This window comes from Lysinibacillus sp. COL-1 (assembly GCF_059814265.1).
Genome location: NZ_JCAWSJ010000004.1, coordinates 2,784,954 through 2,803,760, shown reverse-complemented (window position 1 = coordinate 2,803,760; position 18,807 = coordinate 2,784,954). Strand labels below are relative to the sequence as shown.

The following is an 18,807-nucleotide window of genomic DNA, read 5'->3' as shown; positions in this document are numbered from 1 at the left end:
TGATTGAAAGGAGGTAAGCAATGAAAGCGCTAGGAGAAAAAGAAGTCCACATGATTAGTACGTATGAGGATCTTGTAGTCGAATGGCCTTATCCACTTATTCATTTAGACAAACTAACAATAAAACATAAAGGTAATGATCATGCGAGGTTGTCCTTTACCGGAATGATTGCTGAAGAGCAAGCACAAAAGTATATTCAGCGAGTTAGTCATACAGATGAGATTGTTGTTAAATTTGGACGAGATAAGAGCATATTGTTCTCAGGAAGAATTGAAAATGCAGAGTTACAGGCATCTCAAGGTGTGCACACTGTCACAGTAGAGGCAGTGTCATTTACAGCAAATCTGGATATTGAGAAGCGCTCACGTTCTTTTCAAGATGCAAATATGACATATGTGGAGTTAATGGATAACATTGTGGGAGTCTATCCTCATGGAGATTACATTGACCATGCCTCTAATAGTCAAACCATTGGTCATATTGCGATTCAATATTTGGAAACGGATTGGGCATTTATTAAAAGAATGGCCTCCAATCTACATGCGGTTGTTTTTCCTGATCTAAAAGGGAAGGGTCCACGATTCTGGTTTGGTACACCCCAAAGCAGGAAAAGCATAACGATTGATCATCTTCCTTCCATATTACGTATGGATGTCGATACGTATCGGTTGATTACAGAAAATGATGGTTCGGATGTAAGCGAAGCTGATTATACATTTTGTGAGTTTGAAAGCACAAAGGCCTTTGAGCTAGGCACTTCGGTGCAATTAAAGGGAAGGCCCTATATTATAACGGTTCGAGAAGTCCATCTTGATGATGGTGTATTAAAGTTTCAATATACTGCACAACCAGAGAAAAGTATTCGCCAACGATTGGTACGCAATTTAGATTTGATTGGGGCAGCTTTTACAGGAAAGATTATTGATGTCACGCAAAACACCGTTAAAATTCATTTAGATATCGATAAAAAACAGGAGAAAGAAAAAGCGCACTGGTTTGCTTATTCAGCAGATGCTAACGGTGTAATGTACTTAATGCCACAAAAAGGGGCCCGTGCCCAATTGCATTTTCCAAGTGCTGTGGAAGAAGATGCCATTGTGATTAGCTCGGTACGTGTTAATCCAGCCACACCTGAAGGTGGACAAAAACAAACGAAAAAAATGGCAGACACGACCGTGAAATCATTAGCGACCAACGCGGGAAAAGATATGACATTAGGTATTGGAGATATTACCTTTAGTGCAGTAGATGGCGTTTTGGACCTCAAGATGGATGATGGAGAAGGTGTAACATTTCAAAGTAACAGTACCATCATGCTAGCGGCAGATGAAACACTTGAAATTAGTGGAATGAAAGAGCTATCTGTAGAGGCGGAGGAATGGATTGCTATTTCAGCGAAGGAGCAAAGTCATGTAATCCTTGCAGCTGACACACAGTTAATTAGTACACTCATAGATCAAGAGGGTACGGAGAAGCAAAGCCAACCACCGAAGCTAAATGAAGAAGCAATCGAAGCTACAACAAAAGTGGACGTCATTTTCCCACAAAAAGCAGAGCAGAAGAAAGAGAAAAAAGGCTTCTTTAGTAAGCTGCTTGATAATGTTAGTTTAGCGTTAGATGTCGCTGGATTTATTCCAGGTATCGGGACCATTGCAGATATTGCGAATGCAGGTATTAGCTTGGCAAGAGGAGACTATATGGGAGCAGCCATGAACTTAGTGGGCGCAGTTCCAATAGTGGGCGATGCAGCGAAAACTGCTTACAAGGTCAATAAAGCCGCAAAAGTGGCAGAGGCAGCAAGTAAAACCGCCAAGGCTGCGGATAAGGCAGTGGATGCCTCAAAAGCAGTAAAAGGGATGAAAGCGGCCTATACAAAAGTATCACAAACGCTAGATACAGTTTCGGCGTTAGCCAACAAAGGCTCTAAAGGTGTGAAGACAGCCGCGGATAAAGTTATCGCCTCGATGGATGAAGTACTTGCCGTTTCGAAGGCAGTAGACGGTATGAAGGCTATGGCCAAAACAGAGCTGACGAAATTTAATCATGGGGTATTAAAGAAGTTTAATTGTACAAAAGGATTAAGTGATAAATTCTGTAAAAAGGGCTTTGAACCTGTTGATTTAATCACAGGGCGTATGATTTATGAAGGTGTCGATTTTGAACTACCTGGACCTATCCCACTATCATGGGAACGTGCTTGGTACAGTGATAGTAGTCGTGTTGGCTTGTCAGGTCATGGTATGCACTTTATATATGATTTAGCCTTAGAGATATTTGAGGAAGAAGACCTGATTGGGATTGTTGTGACAGATGGTCGCGCAGTAGGATTTCCAATTTTACCAATAAATTTGTCATATTTTAATAAAAAAGATAGAATGACCCTGAAAAATACAGGTGAGGAATATCATTTATTTGAGCATGACACACGGTTGACTTATGTATTTGAACAAACAACAGAGACAACATACCGATTAAAAGAAGTAAGAAATGAGCAAGAGCATCATATTCAATTTGCATATAACCTGAAAGGCTTCTTATCTCAAGTAACGGATAGTGTAGGGCGAGTATTAGACGTTACGACCAATGAAGCGGGCAGAATGACAGAAGTCGCCCTACGTAACCAGATGAGTCGTGAAGTTTTAGTTCGCTATGTTTACAACGATGGCCAAGATTTAATCGAAGTCCAAGATGCATTAGGGCAAAGTACGCATATACAATATGTGAATCATCTCATGATGCAAAAAATAGATCGCAATAAAAATAGCTTCTTCTGGCGCTATGATGGTCCAACGACAGGGGCACGAGTAGTCAAAACATGGGGAGATGGCAATGTTCTTGCAGGTGAGCTTACATATCACGAGGGCTATAACGAAATTACAAATAGCTTAGGCCATAAAAGCTATTACTATTTTAATGAAGATAATCTCTGTACAAAAATTGTTCATCCAGATGGTAGTGAGGTCAGCTATGACTATAATGAGGACTTTGAATTACTGCAAGAAGTAGATGAAGATGGACGCACAACAACATTCAGCTATGATGAATGGGCAAACCCGATAAAGATGACTTTAGCTGATGGCAGTACATTATCCTCGCTGCATGATGACAAGGATCGATTGATTCAGGCAGTGAACGCAGAGGGTGGAAGTCGTCAATGGATCTATAATGAGGACAGTACATTACAGGCAACTATTTTAGAGGATGGTACAAAGACGGAATTTTCCTATAATGAGCATCGTTTGATTGAAACAGTGACAAATGCGCAAGGTCATATGGTAAGCTTAGCTTATGATGCTGATCTGAACTTGAGCCAAGTGACATTGCCAGACGGGACGAGTTCCACATGGACATATGACCGTCGTGGTAACTGTACATCAACGACCAATCCGCTAGGGGCTACAGAAAAATTCCGTTACGATAACTTGAATCGCCTTGTACGGGCAAATCTTTCAGATGGAAACGACGTTCAATTAAAGTACAATGCCTATGACGATATTGTTATTGCAAGGGATAACCATACGCAAGTAGCCTTTGATTACACCATTCTTGGCAGTTTAATTTCTCGAGAACAGGGTGGGAAGAAAGTCAAATTCACCTATGATACAGAGGAGCAGTTAAACGCTGTGATCAACGAAAGAGGCGAAACGTATCAGTTTGAACGTGATGCGAAAGGGAATATCATCAAGGAAATTGGCTTTGATGAGGTTGAAAGAACGTATGAGCGAAGTCTAGCCGGATTGGTTCAGAGAATTCAACGACCGGGTGATCGTTGGACAACATATCAGCATGATGGTCTAGGGAATGTCATCCGTGCTGATTATTATGATGATACTTGGGAAACGTTTGGCTATGACAAAAATGGGTCGTTAATTCAAACTGAAAATGAGCATGTGACAGTAAAGTTCGAGCGAGATTCATCTGGACAAGTGATCAAAGAGTGGCAGAATGACCATTGGATTGCGAGTAGTTATGATGAATTAGGCAACCGTTCCCAGATTACAAGTAGCTTAGGTGCAAAAATCGATGTCGCTCGCAATGAAATGGGAGATGTATCACAAATCACAGCCTCTAGCTCAGAGCAAGCGCATTGGACAGCATCAATGCAGTACAATGAACTCGGTCAAGAGATTGAAAGAATCCTACCAGGAGATGTCATCAGTAAATGGCAGTATGATGTGACAGGTAGACCTACACACCACCGAATAAGTAGTCAAAACCGAGATACACGAAGACGCGTGTATAATTGGGACGTCAATCATCGCTTACGAAGCATGGTAAACGAGTTAACAGGTGTAAAAGTTACCTATGGCTACGATGAATTCAGTAACCTCGTCTGGTCCAATCAAGGCGGTCAATTTGACTTCTTACACCGCAGTGTCGATGATGTCGGGAATTTGTATGAAACAAAAGAAAAGACAGATCGTGTCTATGGTTCCGGAAGTAGATTGCTTGAAACGAGAGAAGCAACATTCTCTTATGATGATGAAGGTAATCTGATTCAGAAAGTTGAGAAGAACGGTGATACGTGGGAGTACGAGTACTATGGCAATGGCATGATGTCGAAGGTCATCAAACCAGACAACGCAGAAGTTACTTTCAAATATGACTCGCTTGGTAGACGAATAGAGAAGTGCTCTGACGAGAAAACTATGAGATTCGTATGGGATGGGAATACTATTCTACATGAGTATTTCTCGCATAATAATTCAGATACATTTGAAAATATAGATGAGTATTCATCACAGAACGACTCAGAAATACCAGATAATCTAGTCACATGGGTGTTTAATGATGGGTTTGTACCTTCAGCTAAAATTACGAATGAAGGCAACTATAGTATTATTAGTGATTATCTTGGAACGCCTGTTGAAGCCTATGATGAACAAGGTAATAAGATTTGGTCAGCAGAACTTGATATTTATGGGCGAGTGAAAGAGTTCACAGGTGATAAAGACTTTATTCCATTCCGTTATCAAGGGCAGTATGAAGATGTAGAAATAGGATTGTATTATAATCGATTCCGATACTACTCTCCAACTGAAGTGATGTATACACAGAAGGATCCGATTGGTTTAAGTGGAAATAATCCAACATTGTATGGGTATGTGTATGATACAAATATTCAGATTGATCCATTTGGATTAATTTTGAAGCCAGAACCTGGTTATTTAAGAGGGAAAAGGCATGGATTGAAGCTATCAGACAAGGATGCTCAAATAACTTCAAATAATGATAAACTTCCACATGGAAAATGGGGAAATAAAAAGGATTTAGCATATGCGGGTGAATTAGCGGACACATTAGAACCAGGAGGATTCAAGGACTTCCCGGTAAATCCGGACAGCAAGAGTGTTGTATTTCATCCTAATGGTGATTCTAATGCACCAAAAGCACATCCACCAACACATTATAGATTAAGAAATAATGGAAACGGAACTTTCCATGGATTCCCTATTGATCATACAGCAGAAGAAATTAGAAACGATAGTCATGCAAAAGTTAAATGTCATTGAGGTGAGTAAAGTGGAATTTAAAATAATAATCAATCCAAATTTTAAGATTGGAATACGTGATCCAGAAGATACAACGATATCTGAAGCACTGGATAATAGGCATGTTAATAACCAATATTTCACAATGAAATGGTGTGATACGTCATTAAGAATCAATTATGGAACACAAATAGCTGATGGTATAAGCGATGTAATTAAAATGTTAGAGGCAATAAAAAGAAGAGAGGAACGGTTTGTCGTAACTTTCCCAAGTCAAGCATTTTTCGAGACATGGATATGTAAAATTGAAAAATGTGATATTAAAATTAATTGGGATAGTCGTGAAAACTATAGAAGTATCATGATGAAAACTGAATTATTTATAAAAGAGTGGCTCAAGCTATTGCATCAATTACAAAAAGTATTGATAGAAACTGGATATGATGGTACCAATCTAGTAGATTTTTATTTACTTGAAAATCTTGAGAGATTTCATTCTAACAACATTGAGGAGTGAAAAAAGGAGCGTTTCCTATGATTGGGGATTCAAATACAAAGGATTAGTAGATTAGTAACATGTCTTTGCGAAATTTCGTATGTATAAGCACGAATACAGCGGATATTGATATCATGAAACAAATTTCCCTTAATACGATCCAGAGAGGCTGAAAAGAGCTACGCGTAATATTTGAATGTTAATAAGTCCTTGTTATGGTATGCCCTTTTGTCCTCTGTGACAGAAGGGCTGCTTTAATGAGCACGGCATGAGTTCTAAAGCTGTGAAGACGGCCGCAGATAAAGTCATTTCTTCGATGGATGAATTGCTCGCTGCGTCGAAGGCAGTAGACGGTATGAAAGCTATGGCGAAAGCTGGGCTAACGAAATTTAATCATGGAGTATTAAAGAAATTTAATTGTACACAAGGCTTAAGTAAAAAGTTCTGTAAAAGAGGCTTTGAACCTGTTGATTTAATCACAGGGCGTATGATTTATGAAGGTGTCGATTTCGAACTACCTGGACCTATCCCACTGTCATGGGAACGCGCTTGGTACAGTGATAGCAGTCGGATTGGCTTAACAGGTCATGGTATGCACTTTACATACGATCTAGCCTTAGAGATATTTGAAGAAGATGACCTGATTGGGATTGTTGTGACGGATGGTCGCGCTGTTAGATTTCCAATTTTACCAATAAACTTGCCGTATTTTAACAAACGTGAAAGAATGACCTTAACAAATACAGGTGAGGAGTATCATCTATTTGAGCATGATACACGATTGATTTATGTATTTGAACAAGTAACAGAAACAACATACCGATTAAAAGAAGTAAGAAATGAGCAAGCGCATCATATTCAATTTGCCTATAACCTTAAAGGCTTCCTATCCCAAGTAACCGACAGTGCTGGTAGAGTGCTTGAGGTTACGACCAATGAGGTAGGCAGAATGACAGAGGTTGCTTTACGCAACCAGATGAGCCGTGAAGTCTTAGTTCGTTACGTTTACAATGATGGACAAGATTTAATCGAAATCCAAGATGCGTTAGGGCAAAGTACGCATATTAAATATGTTAATCACTTAATGATGCAAAAAACAGATCGCAATAAAAATAGCTTCTTCTGGCGCTATGATGGCCCAACTACAGGTGCACGAGTAGTCAAAACATGGGGAGATGGCAATGTTCTTGCAGGTGAGCTTACATATCACGAGGGCTATAACGAAATTACAAATAGCTTAGGCCATAAAAGTTATTATTATTTTAATGAAGATAATCTCTGTACGAAAATTGTTCATCCAGATGGTAGTGAGATCAGCTATGACTATAATGAGGACTTTGAATTACTGCAAGAAGTAGATGAAGATGGCCGCACAACAACATTCAGCTATGATGAATGGGCAAACCCTATAAAGGTGACTTTTGCAGATGGCAGTACATTATCCTCGCTGCATGATGACAAGAATCGATTGATTCAAGCAGTGAACGCAGAGGGTGGAAGTCGTCAATGGATCTATAATGAGGACGGTACATTACAGGCAACTATTTTAGAGGATGATACAAAAACGGAATTTTCCTATAATGAGCATCGTTTGATTGAAACAGTGACAAATGCGCAAGGTCATGTGGTAAGCTTAGCTTATGATGCTGATCTAAACCTGAGTCAGGTGACATTGCCAGACGGGACGAGTTCCACATGGACATATGACCGTCGTGGTAACTGTACATCAACGACCAATCCGCTAGGGGCTACAGAAAAATTCCGTTACGATAACTTGAATCGCCTTGTACGGGCAAATCTTTCAGATGGAAACGACGTTCAATTAAAGTACAATGCCTATGACGATATTGTTATTGCAAGGGATAACCATACGCAAGTAGCCTTTGATTACACCATTCTTGGCAGTTTAATTTCTCGAGAACAGGGTGGGAAGAAAGTCAAATTCACCTATGATACAGAGGAGCAGTTAAACGCTGTGATCAACGAAAGAGGCGAAACGTATCAGTTTGAACGTGATGCGAAAGGGAATATCATCAAGGAAATTGGCTTTGATGAGGTTGAAAGAACGTATGAGCGAAGTCCAGCAGGATTGGTTCAAAGGATTCAACGTCCAGGTAATCGTTGGACAGCGTATCAGCATGACGGCCTAGGAAATATAATTCGTGCTGATTATTACGATGACACTTGGGAAACGTTTGGCTATGACAAAAATGGTTCGTTAATTGAGACTGAAAATGAACATGTGACTGTAAAGTTTGAGCGAGACCAATCTGGACAAGTAATCAAGGAGTGGCAAAATGACCATTGGATTGGAAGTAGCTATGATGAAATAGGTAATCGCTCACAAATTACAAGTAGCTTAGGTGCAAACATCGATGTCGCTCGTAATGAAATTGGAAATGTGTCGCAAATTACAGCTTCTCGCTCAGTTCAAGACCATTGGACAGCAACGATTCAGTACAATGCTCTTGGACAAGAGATTGAGAAAATCCTACCAGGGGATGTCGTTAGTAAATGGAAATATGATGTAACTGGTAGACCGACACAGCATCGAATATGTAGTCAAAATCGTCAAACACGAAGACGAGTGTACAATTGGGATGCCAATAATCGCTTACGAAGCAAGGTAAATGAGTTAACGGGTGTACAAATGACCTATGGTTACGATGAATTCAGTAACCTAGTTTGGTCCAATCAGGGCGGTCAATTTGACTTCTTACACCGCAGTGTCGATGATGTCGGGAATCTGTATGAAACAAAAGAAAAGACAGATCGTGTCTATGGTGTCGGAAGTAGATTGCTTGAAACGAAAGAGGCAACATTCTCTTATGATGATGAAGGTAATCTGATTCAGAAAGTTGAAAGAACTGGTGATGCGTGGGAGTACGAATACGATGGTAATGGGATGATGTCAAAGGTTGTGTTCTTATCAAAGAACAATTCAACTTTAAACAAAGTGATTACTTTCAAATACGATCCACTTGGTAGACGTGTGGAAAAAAATTGTGAAGGAAAAGCGACTCACTTTGTCTGGGATGGCAATACGACTTTACATGAGTGGGTAGTAAAGGCAAGTACGATAAGTACCCAAGATGCGAATACAAACCAACAGGGAAATCTCGTAACATGGGTGTATGAAGATAATTCACTTACACCATCAGCTAAAATTACCAATGAAGGTAACTTTAGTATTATCAGTGATTATCAAGGTACTCCTGTAGAGGCGTACGATGAGGAAGGAAACCAAGTCTGGTCTATAGAACTTAACATCTATGGACAAGGTAAGGAACTTACAGGATATAAAGGTTTCATTCCATTCCGTTTTCAGGGACAGTATATGGATGAGGAAACAGACTTGTACTACAACCGATTCCGATATTACTCGCCGAACGAAGGGGTTTATATCCAACAAGACCCTATAGGACTTGCAGGAAACAATCCTACACTATATGGATATGTAAGTGATACAAATAGTTGTATTGATCCATTTGGATTATCGAGAGCGCCAAGTACAATACTCTCAGGTAATGTTCAAAAAGGTTTTAAAGGGAGAAACTTTACAGGTTTTCAGGCTCATCATGTGATTCCGACAAATGTTTGGAAGCAATATCAAACATTTTTCAATGATATTGGTATTGGAGGTTTAAGAGATCAAGCTTTTAATGGTATGATGATTCCTAGTAATCCGGATACTTTAAAAGGTAGTACATTTGATTTTATTCATAATACTTCTCATAGTGCTTATAATAAGAATGTAATGAACAGAGTAGCCACTATATATGAAGAATTTGATGATGGTTTTATAAATGAAAAACAAGCTAGAACAAAAGTACGTAAACTGCAAATGCAACTTAAAAATCAACTGCAAACAGGACATTTTAGTAAAGATTATGTACCATCAAAAAAATATCCAACTTGTAAACGATTGGGGTAATTTTATGAAATATTTTATGTTAGTCAATGATAGTGCAAATTCCCCCATCTATTTAGATGGTGTTTTGCACGAAAGCTATACTGATGAGAAATATGACGAAGGAATGAGCTATAATTGGAATCGACCTTTTATTGAACAAATGGATTTCCCAAAAGAACTTTGGTTAATAACGAGAAGCAAAGTTCAATTTGACTACTACGAAAATTTCTTTGGTCATGTAATCTCTGAAAAATTTTTATCTTCAATGGATCAAGTAAATATATTACAGGATTATGGTATAGCTAATTTACATGTTGTTAGTACAAAAGGTAAACCAAAAGTAAAAGATTTATTTTTCTTTATTAAATGTATTAAAAGACATTCATTAGTTGATTATGATAAATCTGAGTACCTTACAAGAGAAGTTCCAAGTAATGCAAAATTAAAAGTTGGTGGAAGTTTCGTTGATAAGTATATAAAGTTGGTGATAAAAGACACTGATCTTGATTTATTTCAATTAAGCGATTTAAAACTGGGAAGGTACCTGTTTTGTTCAGAGAGATTTAAATCATTGTGTGAAAAAGATAATCTTAAAGGGATTCAATTTATGGACTTAGATTCAGTGCCTAACTATCTACAATCTATATTGTAAATAAACACTATTTTTTATTATTTCGATTCGGAAAATAGAAATTATTGATATAAACAAACTATAAAACGGTCTGCATTATATTGAATTATTCGATAGCGACTTTTAGTTCAGTAAGCATAGCAAAAAAATAGTAAAATTCCCCATGGTAATGAAGTGACCTTCAAATGTTAGACAGAGTTATTTCATTATGTAGAGGTTTGGGCATGAGTTCGATATTTTGTATCGGACTCATGTCTTTTAACGTGGCCCTTAATTCGTTTTGTATTCTAATATGTTATGTATTTTTCTAATTCAATTTTAAAATGTGCTACACTTTCAAGCTTTGTAAGGTATAGAAATTCTAACTTCAAAATGCCAAAGAAATTAGATGGTAACGACGTACAATTGAAGTACAATGCCTATGAAGATATTGTTTTTGCGAAAGATAACCATACGCAAGTAGCCTTTGATTACACCATTCTCGGCAGTTTGAAGGCTCGAGAACAAGGTGGGAAGAAAGTCAATTTCACCTATGATACAGAAGAGCAGTTAAACGCTGTCATCAATGAAAAAGGCGAAGCGTATCAGTTTGAACGCGATACGAAAGGGAATATCATCAAGGAAATCGGCTTTGATGAGATTGAAAGAACGTATGAGCGAAGTCTAGCCGGATTGGTTCAGAGAATTCAACGACCGGGTGATCGTTGGACAACATATCAGCATGATGGTCTAGGGAATGTCATCCGTGCTGATTATTATGATGATACTTGGGAAACGTTTGGCTATGACAAAAATGGGTCGTTAATTCAAACTGAAAATGAGCATGTGACAGTAAAGTTCGAGCGAGATTCATCTGGACAAGTGATCAAAGAGTGGCAGAATGACCATTGGATTGCGAGTAGTTATGATGAATTAGGCAACCGTTCCCAGATTACAAGTAGCTTAGGTGCAAAAATCGATGTCGCTCGCAATGAAATGGGAGATGTATCACAAATCACAGCCTCTAGCTCAGAGCAAGCGCATTGGACAGCATCAATGCAGTACAATGAACTCGGTCAAGAGATTGAAAGAATCCTACCAGGAGATGTCATCAGTAAATGGCAGTATGATGTGACAGGTAGACCTATACACCATCGAATAAGTAGTCAAAACCGAGATACACGAAGACGCGTGTATAATTGGGACGTCAATCATCGCTTACGAAGCATGGTAAACGAGTTAACAGGTGTAAAAGTTACCTATGGTTATGATGAGTTTAGTAACCTCGTCTGGTCCAATCAAGGCGATCAATTTGACTTTTTACACCGCAATGTCGATGATGTCGGAAATTTGTATGAAACGAAAGAAAAGACCGATCGTGTCTATGGTGCCGGAAGTAGATTGCTTGAAACGAGAGAGGCAACATTCTCTTATGATGATGAAGGTAATCTGATTCAGAAAGTTGAGAAGAACGGTGATACGTGGAAGTACGAATATAACGGCAATGGCATGATGGCGAAGGTCATCCGACCAGACATCACAGAAGTTACTTTCAAGTATGACTCGCTAGGTAGACGGATAGAGAAGTGTTCTGAAGAAAAGACAACAAGTTTCGTTTGGGATGGGAATACTATCTTACATGAGTGTTTCTCAGAGAATGATTCAACTGAACTAGAAAATGATAATCTAGTTACATGGGTGTTCAATGATGGGTTCGTACCTTCAGCTAAAATCACGAGTGAAGGTAACTACAGTATTGTTAGTGATTATCTTGGAACGCCTGTAGAAGCCTATGATGAAGAAGGAAATAAGGTTTGGTCAGCTGAGCTTGATATTTATGGTGAAGTGAATGAATTTACAGGTTAGAAAGACTTTATTCCATTCCGTTATCAAGGGCAGTATGAGGATGTTGAAATTGGATTGTATTATAACCGATTCCGATACTACGACCCAGAACAAGGGAATTATACTCAAATAGATCCGATTGGACTTGCGGGTGGGAATCCTACGCTTTATGGGTATGTTAGTGATACGAATGCTATAAATGATCCATTTGGATTAAAGCCAAAACCTAAATTTAATTTTGCTGAGTTATCAGGAAATAAACCTCTTTCGTTAGATCCAAATGAAATTCATTTTATGCAGAGTAATATCAAGAATAGTACGGGTGCATTTACAGTTTTAGAAAATGCTGAATCATTAAAGAATGGTTCACTTAAAGTAAGTGACTTACCTACAGTTAATGTTTGGAAGGATACAGACGGTAAAATATGGACGTTGGATCATAGAAGACTCGCAGCATTTAGACTCGCAGGTATTGATGAAATTCCAGTAAACTGGGCAAGTAAAAAACAAGTGAAGAATCAATGGTTTAAAATGTCAACAAAAAATGGTGGAACATCAATTGTTTTAAAGAGGGAAGATGGATCTAGACAGGTGATTTGTAGGAAAAAATAGAGTCAATAGTTGAAATAGAGAGGTGTGAATAATATGGATTGGTATAACAAAATTGAAAACGTATCAAACAAGCAACAATTCTTAGAATTTGTAAATTTATTATCAGCGGATTATAAAAAAAATATAGATGAATGGGAGAATAAATCTATAGATTTATTTCTTCAAGCCATTGAGGGATGGATGGAAGATATGGAAGGATTTTATGAAAATTCTGGTTTAGATACTCCTAAAAATATTGACTGGAAACTATTATCTATTATGCTATATGTAGGTAAGATATATGAATAAAAGGCCCACGCTAAAAAAGAATTAGTTATGTGAAATTTGTATGGAAAGACTTTAAATTGATGAGTGCGGTGTAAATAATATATCAATTTAAGGAATTTATTAGATCGATTGATTAGTTGAAGAAGCCTTATTAGTGATTATCTAGGTACACCTTCTGAAGCCTACGATACTGATGGTAATAAGGTTTGGTCCAATGAGTTAGATATTTATGGTCAGTCAAAAGAGTTTACCTGTGACAAGAATTTTATACCATTCCGATATCAAGGGCAATACGAGGATGAAGAAACTGGCCTTTACTACAACAGATTTAGATATTATTCACCAATTGAGGGTATGTATACGCAAAAGGATCCAATTGGGCTTAATGGAGGTTTGGTCTTATATGGCTATGTACAAGATACAAATAACTCAATAGATATTTTTGGTCTTTCTTGTACTAAAGAGTTAAAGAAAAATATGAACAAAGCTAATCGTGAGTTAAGAAAGAATGAAGGGTACATGAAACGTGCTTGGCATAAGTATAAAGGTTCAGCAGCTCATCATATTGTGGCGGGGGACCATTCAAATCCAAATGCTCAAAGAGCTAGGGATATTCTAGAAAGGCATAAGATTGATGTCAATAGTGCAGATAATGGGATTTATTTAAAACATGGATCCAAATAGTATATAACCTGGTGCTTATCATAGAATAATCCATACTAATGATTATTTTAGAAATGTTGCTGATAGGTTGGAGTCTGCAGAACGTTTTGGTGGAGCAAAAGCAAAAGAAGCAGTATTAGCTGATCCAGAAAATATTAGGGAGGATTTATTATTTAATGTTAATATTTGGTAAATGGAGTTTTGTAAATGAATGTATATAGATTTGTAAATGATGATGTTTTTAAAGATTTAACCTTTTTAAATAAGGACTATGTTCGTCTTTTTTCAACTTTTACAGGGCAAAAAATTACTCTGGATTGGAACGCAGAGATATTTGGTATTTCAGAAGATAAACTGAATAGAGGAAAATTGTTAGATTTTGATTCACGTTGTTATGGAGCTACATTAATAGTAAAAAAGAAATTCGAAAAGTTTTTTATTGATGAATTTTCAGAAATTACAGAAACCCTCCCCATAAAAATCAAAGGTATTTCAGAGGATTATATATATATAAATATAACAAATGTTTTAACAGCAATTAATTTTGATGGTTTAGATATGCAAGAATCTCTTGCAATGTTGCGAGGTGAAAACATTACATTTAATTTAGAAAAAATAGAAAATGAAACTATTTTTAGAGATATTAGAATTAACAACTTTTATTTCTGTACACAAAATTTTAAAGATTTTATAGAAAAAAATGGAATTAACGGATTGCGTTTTATGAAAGTAGGGACAGGACTTTAACTCTAATAAACGAATAGCATATTTTAAACATACTCTTATTTCATAATATGAATTTCCTCAGTACTATGAAGAGAATTATTTCTCTTCATAGTCACTATAATGGTTACCATTAATGAATGTATCTGAAGTGTCAAGATTTAGAAAAGCTAATTCTCCTAGCTCACAGACAGAGTTAGTAAGTTTTAATATTGCAAACTGCTTTTCATTAAAATTCACAATGATATTAAGAAAGTTATCTAAGTCGTCCACACTAATACCTTCTTCCTCCATTTCTTTCTCGGTAATAAAATCATCTATATGGTAAGAAATATCAATAGCATCCATAAGAAGTAGCTTTTCAAACTCATCGCATACTTTATCTTCAAAAACTAATTCCATTAATTCGAATTCTTTTGACTTTTTAATTTGAATGAAAAGAGATTGTAAAATGTATTTTAATGAATAATTCATAATTGAATCGAAATCCTTTTGAACAATACCAGCTTTGATGTTAAAGGAAATTTCTTGAATCATATCTGTATGAAAGTTATTTAAATAGATTTATAAATAGGATGACTAATTTCCTCTAAGGTGTCATTCCAAATTCTCATGTTCTCTTCAAAAGGCATCATTTTATTATTCCTCCAATATTTTTTTGTTTAATTTTACCATATGAATATTAGATAATACAGTTAATTTAAATAAACAATTTTATGGATAATATCTGTCGAGCTTTGACGAATTCGTATGGGATGGAAATACGATTCTGCATAAGTATTTGTCACAGGATAATTCTGATACATTGGAAAATTCAGTGGAGAATGCCTCGCAGACAGATGCCGATATCGCAGATAATCTAGTGACATGGGTATTTAATGAAGGGTTTGTCCCTTCTGCAAAAATCACAAGTGAAGGTCATTACAGTATTATTAGTGATTATCTTGGAACGCCTGTTGAAGCCTATGATGAGCAAGGTAATAAAGTTTGGTCGGCAGAGCTTGATGTTTATGGACGAGTGAAAGAGTTCACTGGTGAAAAGGATTTCATTCCATTTAGGTATCAGGGGCAGTATGAAGATGTAGAAATTGGCTTGTATTATAACCGATTCCGATACTACGATCCGGTGCAAGGGAATTATAGCCAAATTGACCCGATTGGACTTGCGGGTGGGAATCCAACTCTGTATGGTTATGTCAGGGATACAAATAATAATATAGATAAATTTGGCTTATATTCAGATTTATTGGATACTGGCATGGGACATCATTTGATGCCAAGATCAATAGCCAAGGCTTTAGATATTTCAGAGTTAAGTCAAATTCATTCCATTTCTTGGTATCCAGATGAAGGAGCTGGAACGGCAGAACTTCACAAAAAATTGCATAGAAAACTTATAGAAGATGGAATACCTTATTATGGTTCAAAATTCACTGGTACAACAGATGAGTTTTTTGAAAAAGCTGCTAAAGCATACAAAGATATTGACGTTAAAGGTTATTTAAAAATACCATACACAAAAGAAAAGTTATTCAAAGATTTAACTCCTGCAGAAGCTTTAGAGAAATTAAAAGAATTACATTCTAATGGAAAAATACCTTGTAAATAGGAAAAAAGGAGATGTTATAATGGATAGAATTCTAGATACTGGAAGTTACGGAATTTGTTTGTTTTCAATAGACGTCCTGCAAGACTTTTTAAAGAAAGAAAAAGTTAGGACAAAAAAAATTTTAAAAAATTTTCAGGATAATCATAACCGTTATTTAGCTTCACTTGAAAATGGTATTTGGATACCTTTTCTACCTATAAATTCTATAGAGTATATTATCAAACTTGAAAATTGTAATCAGTCATTTGACGATGAATGGGAAGAAAAATTCGTTTATCATGACTTCAATATTGAAGTTAAAGATTCATTGTGGATTGCAGATATTGGTTCATTTTATGAATTTGATAAAAATGAGTTTCTAAAAAATGATGAGGTATCTTATCAAACATTAGATGGTAAAACACTATATTCAGGATTTAGATACAGTGTTCCTTCTGGTAAGTATTCGGTATCTATAAAAGGATATGCTCGTATGAAGAAATTAGATTTTCCTAGTCTAAATTTTGGTTTTTTATTTTCTCTTGAAAAAGTAAATGAATTTGAAGGATTTAATGATCCACGTGAAGATGAAAAATATAACTTTAATGTGGCAAAGATAGATTGAATCAGTATATTCTTAAAATTGTAATAAGAGAAATACATTAGTATCAATTATATAGGGCGATAAATCCATTTAAAGGGATTTATTGCCCTTTTAATCTTACTGTGATTTCAAGAGATGGGAATATTCGTGAGATAGGAACCGTAGAAGTTCTGTCATGACTATTTAAATCGTCTTGTACGGGCCAACTTTCATATGGAGACGACGTTCAATTAAAGGACAATTCCTATGAATATAGGGAATGTCATTCGCTAAGGTTACTAGGATGGCACTTGGGAAACGTTTGCCTATGATAAAAACGGTTCGCTACTAGAAACGGAAAACGAGCATGTAACCGTCAAGCTAGAGCGAGATTCATCTGGACAAGTGATCAAGGAATGGCAAAATGAACAGTGGATTGCGAGTAGCTACGATGAATTAGGCAATCGCTTCCAAAACAAGTAGCCTCGGTGCCAAAATCGATGTCACACGTAATGAGCTGGGCAATATTTTACAAATGACTGCCTCTCGCTCCGAGCAAGCCCAGTGGACAGCCTCGATGCAGTACAATGAACTTGGGCAAGAGATTATCCTGCCAGGGGATGTTATTAGTAAATGGCAATATGATATAACAGGTAGACCGACACATCATCGCGTAAGTAGTCAAAACCGCGATACACGAAGACGCGCCTACAATTGGGACGTGAATCACCAATTTCGCAGCATGGTCAATGAGCTAACGGGTATAAAAGTGACGTACGGTTATGATGAATTTAGTAACCTCGTATGGTCTAATCAAGGTGGTCCATTTGATTTCTTATACCGTAGCGTCGATGATGTCGGCAATCTATATGAAACAAAAGACAAAAAAGATCGTGTCTATGGCGCTGGCAGTAGATTACTAGAAACAAAAGATGCCCAATTCTCTTATGATGAAGAAGGAAATCTCGTAGAGAAAGTCGAACATAACGGAGATACATGGAAGTACGAGTTCTATGGCAATGGCATGATGGCGAAGGTCATGAAGCCAGATAAGACAGAGATTACGTTCAAGTATGACGCACTAGGTAGACGGATAGAGAAGTGTTCGGAAGGAAAGGCTACCCATTTTGTATGGGATGGGAATACGACTCTGCATGAGTGGAACAATTGTTCAGAAGACTTATCAAATATACATGAATCCTTGATAACATGGGTATACGATAATAAATCATTTAATCCAATAGCTAAAATCACAAGAGAAGGTGTTTTTAGTATTATCAGAGATTACCTTGGTACCCCTGTTGAAGCATATGATACACAAGGAAAGAAAATTTGGACTTGTGAGCTTGATATTTATGGACGAGTTAAGAAGTTCATTGGGGAAAAAGATTTTCTTCCATTCCGTTATCAAGGACAGTATGAAGATGAAGAAACAGGGCTCTACTATAATCGATTCCGTTATTACTCGGCAAGTGAGGGGATATATACCCAATCTGATCCGATTGGACTGGCAGGAAATAATCCAACATTGTATGGGTATGTTAGTGACACGAATAGACAGATAGATGTTTTTGGGTTAATGCCTTTATCGAACCCTGTAAATCAAGGACATCACATGGTTCCACATACACTTGCCACTAAATTAGGCATCCAACCATTTAATTCTCAAACAGGTGTGCCTGCTTTATATTTCTCATCAGAGCAATGGTTAGAAGGTGAAGGACTTAATCATTCTGCGATGCATGGCTATAATGAGCTTGGTGCAGGAACAAAACCTGTACTTACAGAAAATCAATTTAAAAAGTCAGGTTTAACAAATCAAGAATGGATAGATAGTCTGCAAAATCACTATAATAATTCAGAAATTCAGAAATTTAAAGGAGATTTGCATGTTATTAATTCAGATGGCACCAAAGGGAAGTTATTAAAGGCGGATGTCACACCTGCACTAGCTTGGGAAGAAACAAAGGAATGGGCGTCTCAAAAAGGATATCCAATAAATTGTCAGGGGTGAA

General features: G+C 37.0%; 13 protein-coding genes and 1 pseudogene. 12 read left to right on the top strand and 2 right to left on the bottom strand.

Annotated features, from left to right (window positions below; all coding sequences use genetic code 11):
• Positions 1-20 precede the first annotated feature (20 nt).
• The 4 genes from AC6BKE_RS22120 (at position 21) to AC6BKE_RS22105 (ending at position 10,553) form a co-directional block, all read left to right on the top strand.
• Entirely contained in the window at positions 21-5,513 is a 5,493-nt protein-coding gene (locus AC6BKE_RS22120; RefSeq protein WP_499858053.1) for a DUF6531 domain-containing protein, read from the top strand.
• Between the two features lie 10 nt (positions 5,514-5,523).
• Positions 5,524-6,009, top strand: a complete 486-nt coding sequence (locus tag AC6BKE_RS22115) for a hypothetical protein (protein WP_155273232.1) — start codon at positions 5,524-5,526, stop codon at positions 6,007-6,009.
• A gap of 247 nt (positions 6,010-6,256) precedes the next feature.
• On the top strand, positions 6,257-9,922 hold the full coding sequence (locus AC6BKE_RS22110) for a DUF6531 domain-containing protein (protein WP_499858052.1): 3,666 nt from the start codon (positions 6,257-6,259) through the stop codon (positions 9,920-9,922).
• Between the two features lie 4 nt (positions 9,923-9,926).
• Positions 9,927-10,553, top strand: a complete 627-nt coding sequence (locus tag AC6BKE_RS22105) for an Imm43 family immunity protein (RefSeq protein ID WP_036124943.1) — start codon at positions 9,927-9,929, stop codon at positions 10,551-10,553.
• A 185-nt stretch (positions 10,554-10,738) separates the two neighbouring features.
• Here AC6BKE_RS22105 and AC6BKE_RS22100 read toward each other — a convergent pair.
• Positions 10,739-10,939: pseudogene (locus tag AC6BKE_RS22100) on the bottom strand (IS3 family transposase); the annotation flags it as partial.
• Here AC6BKE_RS22100 and AC6BKE_RS22095 point away from each other — a divergent pair.
• From AC6BKE_RS22095 to AC6BKE_RS22075, 5 genes are all read left to right on the top strand, one after another.
• Positions 10,905-12,377, top strand: a complete 1,473-nt coding sequence (locus AC6BKE_RS22095) for an RHS repeat domain-containing protein (RefSeq protein ID WP_499858050.1) — start codon at positions 10,905-10,907, stop codon at positions 12,375-12,377. The pseudogene AC6BKE_RS22100 and the gene AC6BKE_RS22095 sit on opposite strands and share 35 nt — an antisense overlap.
• A gap of 9 nt (positions 12,378-12,386) precedes the next feature.
• Positions 12,387-12,968 (top strand): RHS repeat-associated core domain-containing protein, encoded by a 582-nt coding sequence (locus AC6BKE_RS22090; protein WP_340835681.1) that lies wholly within the window; start codon positions 12,387-12,389, stop codon positions 12,966-12,968.
• 33 nt (positions 12,969-13,001) lie between these two features.
• Positions 13,002-13,256, top strand: coding sequence for a DUF7660 family protein (locus AC6BKE_RS22085; protein WP_036127392.1), 255 nt, complete (start codon positions 13,002-13,004; stop codon positions 13,254-13,256).
• Between the two features lie 129 nt (positions 13,257-13,385).
• Positions 13,386-13,919 carry an RHS repeat domain-containing protein gene (locus tag AC6BKE_RS22080; protein WP_340835679.1) on the top strand — a complete coding sequence of 178 codons (534 nt, stop codon included), beginning with the start codon at positions 13,386-13,388 and terminating at the stop codon, positions 13,917-13,919.
• Positions 13,920-14,105: 186 nt separating this feature from the next.
• On the top strand, positions 14,106-14,645 hold the full coding sequence (locus AC6BKE_RS22075) for an imm11 family protein (RefSeq protein ID WP_036128862.1): 540 nt from the start codon (positions 14,106-14,108) through the stop codon (positions 14,643-14,645).
• A gap of 75 nt (positions 14,646-14,720) precedes the next feature.
• Here the strand turns inward: AC6BKE_RS22075 and AC6BKE_RS22070 are convergent, their stop codons facing one another.
• The gene (locus AC6BKE_RS22070; RefSeq protein WP_499858048.1) at positions 14,721-15,095 is read right to left on the bottom strand and encodes a hypothetical protein; all 375 of its coding nucleotides are present in this window, start codon (positions 15,093-15,095) and stop codon (positions 14,721-14,723) included.
• A gap of 331 nt (positions 15,096-15,426) precedes the next feature.
• Here AC6BKE_RS22070 and AC6BKE_RS22065 point away from each other — a divergent pair, with 331 nt between their 5' ends.
• The 3 genes from AC6BKE_RS22065 to AC6BKE_RS22055 all read left to right on the top strand — a co-directional run bounded on the left by AC6BKE_RS22065 (position 15,427) and on the right by AC6BKE_RS22055 (position 18,806).
• Positions 15,427-16,230, top strand: a complete 804-nt coding sequence (locus tag AC6BKE_RS22065; RefSeq protein WP_499858047.1) for an RHS repeat domain-containing protein — start codon at positions 15,427-15,429, stop codon at positions 16,228-16,230.
• A gap of 19 nt (positions 16,231-16,249) precedes the next feature.
• Positions 16,250-16,834: a hypothetical protein gene (locus AC6BKE_RS22060; protein ID WP_230593993.1), complete on the top strand. Its 585-nt coding sequence runs from the start codon at positions 16,250-16,252 to the stop codon at positions 16,832-16,834.
• A 535-nt stretch (positions 16,835-17,369) separates the two neighbouring features.
• Positions 17,370-18,806 (top strand): RHS repeat domain-containing protein, encoded by a 1,437-nt coding sequence (locus AC6BKE_RS22055; RefSeq protein WP_499858046.1) that lies wholly within the window; start codon positions 17,370-17,372, stop codon positions 18,804-18,806.
• Position 18,807 lies beyond the last annotated feature (1 nt).